This is a genomic window from Blastococcus sp. SYSU D00695, from assembly GCF_054050555.1.
In genome coordinates this window covers 15,535-29,354 of sequence record NZ_JBJGZP010000008.1, presented here as the reverse complement: position 1 = coordinate 29,354, position 13,820 = coordinate 15,535, and the positions used below count along the sequence as shown (strand labels likewise).

Below are 13,820 nucleotides of genomic sequence, written 5' to 3'. Positions count from 1 at the left end.
GGTGGACGTCCCCCGGCTCTCACAGCACGTCCACGGAGGCGATCACCTGGTCGATGACGCCGTACAGCTCGGCGTGGGTGTTGGGGATGGACAGGTAGAGCAGCGCCGGCTGGGCCCGGCCGACGTCGATGAGCAGCAGGGCGGCGCGTTCGCCGGTGGCGTCGTAGCCGTCGAGGTCCCAGCTGAGCTGGAACTCGATCAGGTGGGCGGGCGCGCCGTCGACGGTGAGGGCCTCGTCGCGGCGGATCTCCTGCTGGTTGGGCGCCGGGTAGTAGTTGTTGCGCGCGCTGTCCGCGACCTGCTGCAGGGTGGCGGCGAGGCTGCCGGGACCGGCGTAGCCGAACTCGGGCACCAGCGGCCCGGAGGTGCACTGGGCGATGAAGATCCCGACGGGCGTCTGCTCCTGGGTGGTGAAGTACTGCCCGGCCGTCTCGGTCGTCTCCTGCATCGGGCCGAGGTCGTACTCGTACCAGCCGTCGCCGAGGTAGGGGTAGGCGATTCCGGCGGCCTGGTCGACGATCCGCACCGTGCCCGGCGGGAAGGCGGGACCGGAGGAGACCGGCGGCTCGTCGGTCACCGGCGCCGCCCCGACCGACCCGCTCCCGCCCCGGCCGACGAGCACCGCGATGACGACGACGACCACCAGCGCGAGCGCCCCGAGGCCGAGACCCCACGCCAGGCCCCCGCGGCGCGGAGCGGGTGCCTGCGCACCGGCCGGCGGGGAGGTGGGCGGTGGCGCCACCGTCGTCGTCGGCAGCGACTGCACGGCCACGCCGGGGCCGGCGGGGGTGGTCACGTCCGACCAGCCGACGCCGTTCCACCACCGGACCATGCCGGGGGCGCCGTCGGGGTCGGGGTACCAGCCCGCGGGCGCGGAGGGCTCGCCGGGTCCGGTCACGCCGTCAGGGTAGGAGATCAGCCGCGCCGGACGGCGGTGCTGTTCCACCAGGAGGCGAGGTCGCCGACCCCGTCGACACCACCGTCGCGGACGGCGACCCGGCCGCGGACGTCGAGGTCGTCCCACGACCAGACGAGCACCGCGTCGCCGGTCGACTCGTCGACGAAGCAGGCCAGCCGGCCGAGCACCTCGTCGTCGGAGCCGGTCAGCTCCACCACGCCCTCGGGCCCGGGGCCGGAGTCGTCGTAGTCGTCGCCGCAGTCGCTGACGTCCTCGAGCTCCGGCAGGCCCTCCCGGTCTGCGGCGCCCGCCGGCCCCTGCGCGGCCGCGCCGTCCCGGTGCACCGTGTAGGTCCCCTCGGGCAGCGACGCGTCCGGGGAGCCGTCGGGGCAGACCAGTCGCCGCACCTCGCCGTCGGCGGGGTCGGCGACGGTGCAGTCGGCCGCCGTGAGGTCCCCGGGCAGCGCCTGGCCGAGGAGGGAGTCGGCGACCCGGGCCACGTCGTCGTCGGCCGTGCCGCCGCGCTGCCACTGGACGACGGCCAGCACGCCGAGGCCCACGACGGCCGCGGTCAGCGCCGCGACGAGGGCCCACGGCGCGCGACTGCGACGCGGTCCCGGCCCGGCGGGGGCCACGGCGCCGACCACGGTGGGCGGGGCACCGGGGAGGGCCTGGTGCAGGGTCGGCGGGCGGGTGGGGTCCCCGCCGGTCGGGGCGACGGCGGTGCGGCCGCCGTCCGGGGGCGGGACGGGCACGCCGCTGCCGGCCAGCGCCTCCCGGGCGGCCGCGGCCAGGGCGCCGGCGGTCGGCCAGCGCTGCCCGCGGTCCTTGGCCAGCCCGCGCAGCACGACCGCGTCCAACGCCGGGGGCAGGCCCGGGCGGACGGCGGAGGGGACCGGCGGTGGCTCGTGCAGGTGGGCGTACATCAGCCCCACCGGGTCGCCCGGCGCGAAGGGACGGCGACCGGTCAGCAGCTCGAACAGGACGCAGGCCAGCGAGTACACGTCGGCGCGGCCGTCGAGGGCGTCGCGGCCGAAGCGCTCGGGGGCCATGTAGTCGGTGCTGCCGATGGCCAGGCCCGAGCCGGTGAGGCCGGCGTCGTCGTCGGCCACGCGGGCGATGCCGAAGTCGGCCAGGTAGGCGAAGTCCTCCCCCGCCGCGGAGCCGGCGAGGTCGGCGCCGTCCGCGCGGGCGACCAGCAGCACGTTGGACGGCTTGACGTCGCGGTGGACCAGGCCCATGGCGTGGGCGGCGTCCAGCGCCCGGGCGACCTGGCCGACCACGTCGACGGCGCGGGGCGGCGCCAGCGGACCGGACCGGGCCAGCAGCGAGCCGAGGTCCTCGCCCTCGACCAGGCGCATGTCGAGGAACAGCTGCCCGTCGATCTCGCCGTAGCGGTGGATGGGGACGACGTGCGGCTCGGTGAGCCGGGCGGCGATCTGCGCCTCCCGCCGGAAGCGCTCGCGGTAGTGCTCGTCGGCGGCCCACTGCGCGGGCAGCAGCTTGAGCGCGACGTCGCGCCGGTGCTCGGCGTCGTGCGCGCGCAGCACCTGCCCCATGCCGCCGCGGCCGAGCACGCCGAGGACGCGGTAGGGCCCGAACGACCAGCCCTCCTCCGGGCTCACGGGCGCGGCACCGCCGCCAGCTCCCGCCACAGGTGCGCGGCGGCCTCCGCGCCGCGGTGCAGCATCGACAGCAGGACGCGCTCGTTGGGCGAGTGGATGCGGTCGGTGGGCAGGCCGGCACCGAGGAACAGCAGCGGCGCGCCGAGGACGTCGACCAGGTCGGCCTCGGGTCCGCTGCCGCCCTCGCGGGTGAACAGCACCTCGGCGGGGTCCCGGTCGAACGCCTGCCCGATCGCCGTCAGCAGCGCGGCCATGGCGGGCGAGTCGAGGTCGCTGGCGCACGGCGAGACACCGCCGGGCGGGGTGTGCACCTCGGCCTCGATGCCCGCGGGGAGGTGCTGGTCGACCCAGGCGCGGACCTGCGCGGCGACGTCCTCCGGGCGCTGGTCGGCGACCAGGCGGAAGGTCAGCTTGGCGTGCGCCTGCGCCGGGATGATCGTCTTGTGGCCGGGGCCGGTGTAGCCGCCCCACATCCCGTTGACCTCGGCGGTGGGCCGGGCGCCGATCCGCTCCAGGGTGCTGAAGCCGGCCTCGCCGGTGGCCGCGCGGGAGGCGGCGGGCCCGGCCAGCCAGGCCTCCTCGTCGAACGGGACGCGTGTCATCAGCTCACGCTCGCGGTCGGACAGCGGGCGGACGGCGTCGTAGAAGCCGGGGAGGGTGACCCGGCCCTGGTCGTCGTGGAGGGACGCGATCAGGGTGGCCAGGGCGTGCAGCGGGTTGGGCACGCCGCCGCCGAAGGAGCCCGAGTGCAGGTCCACGGCCGGGCCGCGCAGGGTGATCTCGGCGTCGGCCAGGCCGCGCATGCCGACGACGGCGCTGGGCACGTCGGGGGCGACCATGCCGGTGTCGCTGACGACGACGACGTCGCAGGCCAGCCGGTCCGCCCGCGCGCGCAGCAGGTCGGCGAAGTGCGGGGAACCGGACTCCTCCTCGCCCTCCACCAGCAGCTTCACGGTGACGGCGGGGGTGTCGCGGCCGGTGGCGGCCAGGTGCGCGCGGATGCCGAGCAGGTGGAAGGCGACGTTGCCCTTGTCGTCGATCGCGCCGCGGGCGTGCAGCTCGGGGCCGTCGGCGCCCTCGACGACGGTCGGCTCGAACGGCGGGTGCTCCCACAGCTCGACCGGGTCGACGGGCTGCACGTCGTGGTGGCCGTAGACGAGCGCGACGGGAGCGTCGTCGTCGGCCGAGGGCCACTCGGCGTAGACGGCGGGCGCGCCGGCGGTCGGCCAGACCTCGACGACCGGGAAGCCGGTGCGGCGCAGCGCCTGCGCCAGCCACTCGGCGCTCCGGGCCACGTCGGGGGCGTGCGCCGGGTCGGCGGAGATGGAGGGGATGCGCAGCCAGGCGTCGAGGTCGGCGTGCAGCTCGTCGAGGTGGGCGTGCACGAACGCACGTTCGGGGCTCGTCACGCGTGCGACGGTAACGGGGGGCCGCGGCTAGCGTTCGGGCATGACCGCCAGCCTGGAGCGCGTGGACGTCGGCGACCTCACCTTCGACGTGCGGGCCGACGGCCCCGAGGACGGCCGGCCGGTGCTGCTGCTGCACGGGTTCCCCGAGACGTCGCTGTCGTGGGCGGCGGTCACGCCGCTGCTGACCTCGGCGGGGCTGCGCACCTACGCCGTCGACCAGCTGGGCTACTCCCCCGGCGCGCGGCCGGCCGAGGTCGAGGCCTACGCGATGACGAACCTCGCGCAGGTCACCGCCGACCTGATGACCGCGCTGGACGCGCCGGTCGCCGACGTCGTCGGGCACGACTGGGGCGCCAATGCCGCCTGGGCGCTGGCCGCCTGGCACCCCGACCGGGTGCGGTCGCTGACCGCGGTCTCGGTGCCGCACCCGACGGCGTTCACCACCGCGTGGCGCAGCGACCCGGAGCAGCAGGAGCGGTCGTCCTACATCCGGCTGTTCTGGCAGCAGGGCAAGGCCGAGGAGGTGCTGCTGGCCGACGACGCGCGCCGGCTGCGCCGCATGTTCGGCGGGGCGGTGCCCGAGGAGGCGGTCGCTGAGTACGTGGCGGTGCTGTCCGCGCCGGGTGCGCTCACCGCGGCGCTGAACTGGTACCGGGCGATGAGCTCCTCGACGCCGGTGGACGACGTGACCGTGCCGACGACGTACGTGTGGAGCGACGCCGACACCGCGATCGGGCGGATCGCCGCCGAGGGCTGCGGGGAGTACGTGACCGGGGACTACCGCTTCGTCGAGCTGGCCGGGGTGAGCCACTGGATCCCGGAGGAGGCGCCGGAGGCCCTGGCGCGGGCGATCCTGGACCGCGTCGCCTCGACGTGAACGGCGGCGGGTCGCGGCGGCGGGTCGAGAGCGTGTGCGCCCACGCCGCAGGATCCCCTCCGGAACGCCGCGTCGGCGCACACGCTCAGCCTGCCGCGAGCCGCTCGGCGAGCCAGGCGTCGCGGTCGGCCAGCGCGGCCCGGGCCATGGCGGTCGGGTGGCCGGTGAAGCCGTGCGGCGACTCCGGGTAGACGCGCAGGTCGACCTCGACCCCCGCATCCGACAGCCGCTGCGCCATGGCCAGGTTGTCCGCGAGCAGGACGTCCCGCGCCCCGACGAGCACCAGGGTCGGGGGCAGGCCGCGCAGGTCGCCGAACACGGGTGAGACGTCGGGGGCGGTCCGGTCGGTGCCGGGCGCGAGGTAGGCCTCGAGGAAGTACTCCCCCGCGATGAGCCGGCCGGCCGGTGTCTGCCCGCTGAGGTCGTAGGTGCCGAACTGCAGGACGGCGGCGCGGACGGCGTCCGCGTGCCCGGTGTCGCGCAGCCGCAGGAGCGTGGTGACGGCGAGGGTGGCCCCCGCGGAGCTGCCGCCGATCGCCAGCGTCGTGGTGCCGAAGCGGGTCACCGTGGCGTCGAGCACCCAGCGGGCGGCGGTCTCGCAGTCGTCGGGCGCGGCGGGCCACGGGTGGTCCGGTGCCAGGCGGTGGCCGACGCCGACCACGACCAGCCCGAGCGTGTCGGCCAGAACGCCGTTGCGAGCGTGCTCGCCCGCGGTCGGCCCGAGGTGGAAGCCGCCCCCGGGGATGCTCAGGAAGACCCCGCGCACCGGCCCGGTCCGCGGCGGCCGGACGTACAGGGTGGCCTCGCGCCCGGCCGGGCCCGTGACCCGCTCGACGGTGACCCCGGCGGGCACGGCGGCGTGCTCGTTCGCGGCCTGCAGCGCCCGCAGCTCGGCGAGGGAGGCGGGGCCGCGGCGTTCCCCGCGCGCCGCGTAGAAGGCCCGGGACCCGGCGGCGAGCCCCGCGAGGTGGGCCGGCACCGGCGGGTCCCCGCCGGCCGGCCGCGCGCTCCCGGTCACGCGGTGCCGGACACCAGCGCGAGCAGGCCGGCCTCGTCGAGCAGGTCGACCGGGCGCACGGTGAGGTTCGCCGCGACGTGGTGGAAGCCGGCACTGACCCGCTCCACCGGGACGCCGGTCAGCCGCGACCAGCCGAGCCGGTAGGCGGCCAGCTGCACGCCGGCCGCGGCGAGCTCGGCGCCCCGCGGTGGTGGCCCGGTCTTCCAGTCGATGACCTCGTAGGCGCCGGCCTCGTCGGCGAAGACGGCGTCGATCCGGCCACGCAGGGTCAGCGGGCCCAGCGGCGTCTCGAACGGCACCTCGACCTCGACCGGCTGCCGGTCGGCCCACTCGCTGGCGAGGAACGCCTCCTGCAGGTCGGCGAGCGCGCTGTCGGGCACGGCCAGCTCGTCGCCGGAGCCGGGCAGCTCGTCGAGGTCGAGCAGCCGGGAGGCGCCGAACCGCTCCTCCAGCCAGGCGTGGAAGGCGGTGCCGCGGCGGGCCTGGGGCGCCGGGGCGGCCGGCATCGGCCGGCGCAGCCGGCGGGCGAGCTCCGCCGGGTCGCGGCGCAGGGTGACCAGCGCGGAGACGGACAGGTGCGAGGGCAGCGGCACGTCGACCTGGGGGCGGTCGGTGCGGGCCCGTTCCCGCAGCAGCAGGTCCGCGTCGCGCACCCAGGCGTCGACCAGCTCGTCGTCGGCACCGAGCCGCTCCGTGTCCAGCGGGTGCGGCGCCGAGCCGGCGACCAGCTCCGCGGCCGCCGTCAGCGCGCGGCGCCGCGGCTCGGACAGCGGGTCGGCCGGCCAGACGCCCACCGGCCAGGCCTCCAGCGCCGGGTTGGTCGCGCCGTCGGCGGGCGGCTCGGCCCAGTGGACGACGACGCCCGCGCCGGCGGTGCAGGCGCGGCGGGCGGTGTCGAGCAGCACCGACGGGCCACACGGCTTGACGCCGTCGCGCCACCAGCTGCCCGAGCACAGCAGCAGGTGCCGGGCCCGGGTGACGGCGACGTAGCCGATCCGGATCTCCTCGGCGAGGCCGAACTCCTTCCACTCGGCCACGTAGTCCTCCAGGGCCGCGCGCACGACGGCCTGGTCCCCGGAGCCGGGCACGGGCAGCCGCAGCCGGGGCAGCTCCTCGCGGTCGGTGAGCCGCAGGTCGACCGGCAGCGACCCCGGGTCCCGGATCCAGGAGTCGCTGCTGTCGGTGCGGGCCGGGAACTGGTCGGCGGTCATGCCGGGGACGGCGACGACGTCCCACTCCAGGCCCTTGGCCGAGTGGCCGGTGAGCAGCTGGACGGCCTCGGGGTTGACCGCGACCTCGCCGGGCTCCAGGCCGCGCTCGCGCTCCTCGGCGTCGCGCAGGTAGCCCAGGAACGCCGGCAGCGAGGGCAGCTCGGCCAGCTCGGTGAACTCCGCGGCGACGGTGTGCAGCGCGTCCAGGTGGGCGCGCGCCCCGGCCGGGCTGACGCCGGGGGCGCTGGCCAGCTCGGTCTCCAGGCCGAGGGTGCGGGCCACCTCGTCGACGAGGTCGGGCAGCGCGTCCCCGAGCCGGCCGCGGAGCCGGTCCAGCTCGGCGCCCAGCCGGCGCAGCCGCCGCCACGCGGCCGGCGAGTAGTCCGCCGCGTCGCCGAGGTCGTCGAGGGCCTCGACGATGCTGCCGCGCTCGGTCGGCGGCTCGGGGGCTGGGGGCCGGTCCGCGGCGCCGTCGGTCGCGGTCTCCTCGGCGGGGCGCGCGGGCCGGCGGGCGTGCACCAGCGTGCGGGCGCGGGCCTCGAGCGCGGCCAGGTCGCGGGGGCCGATCCGCCAGCGGGCGCCGGTGAGCAGCCGGCCCAGGGCGTCGCCGGCGGTGGGGTCGACGAGGACGGTGAGGGTGGCGACGACGTCGGACACCTCGGGCACCTCGAGCAACCCGCCCAGGCCGACGACCTCCACCGGGAGGTCGCGCTCGCGCAGGGCCGCGGCGATGGCGGCCAGCTGCTTGCGGGTGCGGACGAGGACGGCGATGGTCGGCCGCCGCCCGGGGGCGCCGTCCCCGCCGGGGGCGGCCGGGAACTGCGGGTCGGTGCCGTGCCAGCAGGCGGCGAGCCGGTCGGCGAGCGCCGCGTTCTCCTCGGCGACGGTCTCGTACAGCCCGACGGTGACCGCGCCGCGGCCGGCGGTCGGTGCGGGCGCCAGGTCGGGGAGCTCCTGGGGCGGCGGGGGCAGCAGGCCGGAGACGGCGTTGGCGACGGTCAGCACGGACTCGTCGTTGCGCCAGCTGGTGGCCAGGGTCAGCCGCTGCGCGGGCTTCCCGCGGGTGCCGGGGAAGGTGCGGGCGAACCGCTCGATGGTGCCGGCCGACGCGCCGCGCCAGCCGTAGATCGACTGCCGCGGGTCGCCGACGGCGAGGACCGGGTGGCCGGTGGTGCGGCCGAACAGTGCCTCGAGCATCCGCAGCTGGCCGACGCTGGTGTCCTGGTACTCGTCGAGCAGTACCACCTGCCAGCGGACCCGCTCCCGCCGGCCCACCTCGGGCGCGGCGACGGCGATGCGGGCGGCGTGGCTGACCTGGTCGGCGTAGTCGATGGCCCCGGCCGCGCGCTTGCGGGCCTCGAACGCCTCGACCAGCGGCAGCAGCGCCACCCGCGCGCGCTGCCGGGTGAGCATCTCCAGCACCGGCGCGTAGGGCCCCTTCTTCCGCGGGGCGTCGGGGTAGCCGCCGATCTGGTGCTCCAGCTTCGTCGTCCACGCGCGCAGGGCGGCGGGGCTGACGTCGTGCTCCCCCAGCTCGGCGGCCAGCGCGAGCACGTCCTCGACGGTGGACACCAGCCCGAGCGGGACGTCGTCCATGTCGCCGGTGTAGCCGGTGACGACGGTGGCGGCCTGGCCCCAGCACATCGCCGGCCCGAGGACGCCCGCGCCGGGTTCGACGCCGATGCGCAGGCCGTGCTCGGCGACCAGCGCGGCGGCGTAGCCGTGGTAGGTCGACACCGTGGGCATGGCGATGGCCAGCCGCTCGCGCAGCTCCGGCTCGGTCTCCGGGTGCCGGGCGAGTGCGCCCAGGCGCAGCCGGATGCGCTCGTTGAGCTCGCTGGCGGCCTTGCGGGTGAAGGTCAGCCCGAGGATCGCCTCCGGCTCGACGACCCGGTTGGCGACCAGCCAGGACACCCGCGCCGCCATGGTCTCGGTCTTGCCCGACCCGGCGCCGGCGACGACGACGAGCGGCCGGTCGGCCGGGGCGGCCACGACCCGGGCCTGCTCCGGCGACGGCGCGTAGGACAGCCCGCAGCGGGCGGCGACCTCCGCCGGGTCGAGGACCCGCCGCGGCGCGGGGGCCGGCTCGGGAGCGCCGCCGAGGAGGTCGTCGAAGCTGAGCTGGTCCTCGGCCGCGGTCTGGCGGGGACTCACGCGGTCACCTGCCGGCCGCGCTCGTGCAGCGGGCAGGTGCGGCGGGCCGGACACCGCGAGCAGTGCGACCCGGTGCGCACCTCGAAGGTGGCCGCGCCCATGCCGTCCGCGACCTCGGTGAGCAGCTCCCCGGCCCAGGTCTGCTCCACCGGCACGTCCGGCGGCAGCGGTGGCTGGTGCTGTTCCTTGGCCTTGGCGCCGGAGCCGACCTGCAGGAGGGCCGCCCCGCCGGGCGCGTCGCCGTGCTCCCCGAAGGCGCCCTGCGCGATCGCGACCTGGTAGGCGGCCAGCTGGCCGTGCGCGTCGATCTCCCGCGGCACGGTCTTGCCGGTCTTCAGGTCGACCACCACCAGCCGCCCCTCGGCGTCGCGCTCCAGCCGGTCGACCTGGCCGCGGATGCGGGCGCGGCCGAGGACGACGTCGAAGTCGGCCTCCGCCTCCAGCAGCTCCCGACCGTTGGCCGCGTGCCAGCGCAGGAACCGGCCGAGCATGTCGTGCGCCGCGACCCGCTGGCGCTGGTCGGACCACCCGGGGCCGAGGTCGAGCAGGTCGAGCTCCGCGGCCAGCGCCGCCGCGGCCTCCGTGGGCGGCAGGCCGTCGGCCACACGCTGGGCGACCGCGTGCACCGCCGTCCCCACCGTGCGGGTGGCGTCGGGCGAGGCCTCGGCCCCGACGGCGCCGAGCACCCAGCGCAGCGGGCACCGCTGGAAGGTCTCGATGGCCGAGGGGCGGACCCGCACCGTCAGCTCCTCGGGCACCAGCGGCGCGTCGTCGGACAGGGGGGCGAGCCCCCACCAGTCGTCCGGCGACGCCCCGGGCACCCCTTCACCGGCGAGCCGGCGCAGCACGGCGGCCGCGGCCGAGCGGCGGGCGGGCGGGGTCTGCGGGTCGCTGACGGCCCGGCGCAGCTCGGCGACCAGCGCGGGCAGGGTGAGCGAGCGCGGCAGCGGGGTCAGCGGCCGCCCGTCGTCGGGCGGCGCGGCCACGAGGTCGAGGAAGCGGGAGGCGGTCGCGCCCGCGTCGGCGCCGTCCAGCGCGCCCTCGACCGCGGTGACCACCAGCCGGCGGCGGGCGCGGGTGCAGGCGACGTAGAACAGCCGGCGCTCCTCGGCCAGGGCCAGCGTGCGCCGGTCGACGGCCGCGCCGTCGATGCCGGCGGCGCGCTCCACGAGCAGCTCGGTGCCCAGCAGCGACCCCCGGTCGCGCAGGTCGGGCCAGAGCCCCTCCTGGACGCCGGCGACGCACACCACGTCCCACTCCAGGCCCTTGCTGGCATGGGCGGTGAGCACCCGGACCGCCTCGGGGGTGGCGGCGCGGGCGGCGCCGGTGTCGCCGGGCAGCTCCTGCGCGGCCAGGTGCTCGACGAAGGCGCGCACGTCGGCCGAGGGCAGGCGGTCGACGAACCCGGCCGCGGCGTCGAACAGCGCGACGACGGCGTCGAGGTCGCGGTCGGCCGCGGCACCGGTCGCCCCGCCGACGGCGCTCGCCCGCGCCCACTTCGCGGCGAGGCCGCTGCGCTGCCACATCGCCCACAGCACGTCCTCGGCGGTGCCCCTCAAGGCCAGGGCCGCGCGACCGGCGGCCAGGACCCCGGCGACCCGGGCCGCGGGCCGGGCCACGTGCTCGGGGAGCTCGGCCAGCAGCTCCTCGTCGGTCAGCACGGTCGCCAGCGGCGCGCCGCGCTCGGCCGCGTCGATGCCGTGCTTCGCGAGGGCGATGCGCACCGCCCGCCGGAGCCGGCGGAGGTCCAGCACGGTCGCGCCGCCCAGCGGGGAGGCCAGCAGCGCCTCGGCGGCCGGCTCGTCGAGCGGCAGCGCGCCCTCGGGCACCCCCGGTCGCGGGAGCAGCACGGTGAGCGCCCCGAGCAGGGGCGCCACCGCGGGCTGCGCGTGCAGCGGCAGGTCGTCGGCGGAGACCGCGACCGGCACCCCGGCCGACGACAGCGCGCGCCGCAGCGGGCCCAGCGCGAGCGCCGTCCGGACGACGACGGCCATCTCCGACCACGGGACCCCGTCGAGCAGGTGCGCCCGGCGCAGGGTGTCGGCGACGTAGGCGGCCTCGACCGCGGTGGAGCCGAAGACGTGCACCTCCCCCGACCCCGCCGCGGTGCCCGCGCCCGGCTGCAGGCGACGGTGCTCCCACGGCCCCGGCAGTCCCTCGGCCACGCGCCGGCTGATGGCGAGCAGCTCGGCCCCCGAGCGGCGGCACACGCCCAGCGACAGCCGGGCGGCAGGCCGGCCGTCGGCGTGCCGGAAGCGCTCGGGGAACTCGACGATGCCGCGCGGCTCCGCGCCGCGGAACGCGTAGATGGCCTGGTCGGGGTCGCCGACGGCGACCAGGTCGCCGCCGCCCCCGGCGAGCAGCTCCAGCAGCTCGACCTGGGCGGGGTCGGTGTCCTGGTACTCGTCGACGAACAGCCAGCGGGCCCGGTCCCGCTCGGTGCGCAGCAGCTCGGGGTCGGCGGCCAGCTCCGCGATGGCGGCGCGGACCAGCTCCGCCGGGTCGTAGCCGGACGCGTCGCCGCGGCCGGCGGTGGAGAACGCGGTGACGGCCTCGTACTGCTCCTGGAACGCCGCCGCGTGCAGCCAGGCGTCGTGGCCGAGCTCGCGCCCCCAGGCGGCCAGCAGGTCGGCGCCCACGCCGCGCTCGGTGGCGCGCAGCAGCAGCTCGCGCAGCTCGGTGCGGAACCCGGCGGTGGTCAGCGCCGGGGTCAGCGACTCGGGCCAGCGGACCGCGCCCTCCTCGGCGAGGTCACCGCGCAGCAGCTCGGCCACGACGGCGTCCTGCTCGGCGGCGGTCAGCAGCCGCGGCGGCGCCTCCCCCCGCAGCAGCGCGGCGCGGCGCAGCACGCCGTAGGCGTAGGAGTGGAAGGTGCGGGCGAGCGGCTCGCGGATGGTGCGGGCCACGCGGGCGGTGATGCGGGTGCGCAGCTCGGCGGCGGCCTTGCGGCTGAACGTGAGGACCAGCATCTGCTCGGGGTCGACGCCCCGGTCGATGCGGGCGGCGACCGCCTCGACGATCGTCGTCGTCTTCCCCGTGCCGGGGCCCGCGAGGACGAGCAGCGGGCCGCCGGGGTGGTCGACAACCGCCTGCTGCGTCGGGTCCAGCACCGGCCGTGCCGCCGGCTCCGCTTGCTCCTGCTGGACGAGCCGGTAGACCGGCTCGACCTCCCCCCGCGCTGCCACGCACCGATGGAAGCACGCGCCACCGACACTCCTGGGGCGGCTGGGACGGGCGGGTCAGGCGACCAGGGAGGCCGCGAGCGCCGCTGCCGACGCCGTCCCCGCGAGGGTGCGCACCGTGTTCCACCGCGTCCACCGCCGGGAGTAGTCGGCCCAGACCGCGGCCTCCGCGGAGGTCCCCGGCGCGGCGGCCGCCAGCCGGTCGTTCAGCGGCACGTTGGCCAGGGCGGTGACGCCGACGACGCCGGCCAGGTACGCCCCGGCACCGGCCAGCACGAGCACCCCCGACCGGTCCACCGCGCCGCCGGCGAGCACCCCCACCGCGGCCGCGGCGTCGAGGACGGCCGTCCCGAACAGCGCCGTCATCAGCGGCGGCCGCACCGCCGTGACGTTGACCGCGCGCATCGCCGCGGCCCCGGCGGCCGGCGGCAGGCCGCTCAGTGCCCGCATCACGAAGCCCGAGAAGGCGGAGAAGACGCCGGCCACGAGCCCGCTGCCGACTGCGGCCGGCACGACCAGGGCCGCCGTCACGACGGCACCGCGTCCCAGGCCCCGGTGGCGACCGCCCGGGCCAGCGCGACCCGGACGTCGGTGGCCGGCCGGCCGAGCGCGGCCGCGACGCCGTCCCCGGGGACCGAGTTGCGACCGTCGAACACCGTGGTGAACAGGTACGCGAGGAGGTCGACCTCCTCTGCGGGGACGCCGGCCCCGCGCAGCTGCGCCGCCCACGCGGCAGCGGGCACGGGCTCGAACCGGACGGCGCGGCCGGCGGCGGTGACCTCGGCGGCCAGCTCGGCGAAGGTCAGCGATCGCGGCCCGGTCACCTCGTGGACGCGACCGGCGGGCGCCTCCCCGGTGAGCAGGGCCACCGCGACGTCCGCCACGTCGTCGACGTCGACGAACGGCTCGGCGACGTCCCCGGCCGGCAGCGCCAGCACGCCGTCGGCGACCGCGTCGCGGAAGGCACCCTCGGTGAGGTTCTGCACGAACCAGGAGGCGCGCACCACCGCCCACTCCGCGCCCGCCTCCTCGGCGGCGGCCCGGACGCGCCGCTCGGCCTCCTGCGCCTCGGGCTCCCCCCGGCCCGAGAGCAGCACCACCCGGCGGGCACCGGCCGCGACGGCCAGCCGGGTCACCTCCGCCACGTCCTCGTCGGCGCCCGGGACGGCGAGGTCGGGGGCGTGGCACAGGTAGACGGCGCCGGCACCCTCGGCCGCCGCGGGCCACGTGCTCCGGTCGGACCAGTCGAACGGGGGCCGGCCGGAGCGCGAGCCGAGCCGCACGGGGACGCCGCGGCCGGTGAGCCGGGCGGCGACGCGGCGGCCCGTCTTGCCGGTGCCGCCCAGGACGAGGACGGGGTGGCGTGGGGAGGTCATGCGGTCAGCCAAGCGTTGCGGGGCGAGACGCACCATGCTCGACAAGCCTCCCTCCATGCGCGATCGTCTC

Annotated in this window: 9 protein-coding genes; 1 reads left to right on the top strand and 8 read right to left on the bottom strand. The window is 77.8% G+C overall.

What is annotated here, in order from left to right; all coding sequences use genetic code 11:
- Positions 1-19: 19 nt before the first annotated feature.
- The 3 genes from ACI781_RS07405 to ACI781_RS07395 are packed head-to-tail and all read right to left on the bottom strand — an operon-like array spanning position 20 to position 3,932.
- Complete coding sequence (locus tag ACI781_RS07405) at positions 20-898, bottom strand: DUF2510 domain-containing protein (protein WP_456565439.1); 879 nt, start codon at positions 896-898, stop codon at positions 20-22.
- Positions 899-915: 17 nt separating this feature from the next.
- Entirely contained in the window at positions 916-2,523 is a 1,608-nt protein-coding gene (locus tag ACI781_RS07400; RefSeq protein WP_456565438.1) for a protein kinase domain-containing protein, read from the bottom strand.
- Positions 2,520-3,932, bottom strand: a complete 1,413-nt coding sequence (locus ACI781_RS07395; RefSeq protein WP_456565437.1) for a dipeptidase — start codon at positions 3,930-3,932, stop codon at positions 2,520-2,522. Before ACI781_RS07395 ends, ACI781_RS07400 begins: the two co-directional genes overlap by 4 nt.
- A gap of 40 nt (positions 3,933-3,972) precedes the next feature.
- On the opposite strand from ACI781_RS07395, the gene ACI781_RS07390 reads away from it, so the two are divergent.
- Entirely contained in the window at positions 3,973-4,809 is an 837-nt protein-coding gene (locus tag ACI781_RS07390; protein ID WP_456565436.1) for an alpha/beta fold hydrolase, read from the top strand.
- A gap of 85 nt (positions 4,810-4,894) precedes the next feature.
- Here ACI781_RS07390 and ACI781_RS07385 read toward each other — a convergent pair whose 3' ends face one another.
- From ACI781_RS07385 to ACI781_RS07365, 5 genes are read right to left on the bottom strand one after another with little or no spacing between them, the layout of a single operon-like run.
- The gene (locus tag ACI781_RS07385; protein WP_456565435.1) at positions 4,895-5,827 is read right to left on the bottom strand and encodes an alpha/beta hydrolase fold domain-containing protein; all 933 of its coding nucleotides are present in this window, start codon (positions 5,825-5,827) and stop codon (positions 4,895-4,897) included.
- Positions 5,824-9,192, bottom strand: a complete 3,369-nt coding sequence (locus ACI781_RS07380; protein ID WP_456565434.1) for an ATP-dependent helicase — start codon at positions 9,190-9,192, stop codon at positions 5,824-5,826. The genes ACI781_RS07385 and ACI781_RS07380 overlap by 4 nt, the downstream gene beginning before the upstream one ends.
- Complete coding sequence (locus ACI781_RS07375; protein WP_456565433.1) at positions 9,189-12,377, bottom strand: ATP-dependent helicase; 3,189 nt, start codon at positions 12,375-12,377, stop codon at positions 9,189-9,191. Before ACI781_RS07375 ends, ACI781_RS07380 begins: the two co-directional genes overlap by 4 nt.
- 54 nt (positions 12,378-12,431) lie before the next feature.
- The gene (locus ACI781_RS07370; protein WP_456565432.1) at positions 12,432-12,905 is read right to left on the bottom strand and encodes an anthrone oxygenase family protein; all 474 of its coding nucleotides are present in this window, start codon (positions 12,903-12,905) and stop codon (positions 12,432-12,434) included.
- On the bottom strand, positions 12,902-13,750 hold the full coding sequence (locus tag ACI781_RS07365) for an SDR family oxidoreductase (protein ID WP_456565431.1): 849 nt from the start codon (positions 13,748-13,750) through the stop codon (positions 12,902-12,904). The genes ACI781_RS07370 and ACI781_RS07365 overlap by 4 nt, the downstream gene beginning before the upstream one ends.
- Positions 13,751-13,820 lie beyond the last annotated feature (70 nt).

What these genes read in the sequence shown, in the direction of transcription:
- ACI781_RS07390 (WP_456565436.1), top strand. Translation starts at nt 3,973, where the DNA reads ATGACCGCCAGCCTGGAGCGCGTGGACGTCGGCGACCTCACCTTCGAC.
- ACI781_RS07365 (WP_456565431.1), bottom strand. Translation starts at nt 13,750, where the DNA reads ATGACCTCCCCACGCCACCCCGTCCTCGTCCTGGGCGGCACCGGCAAG.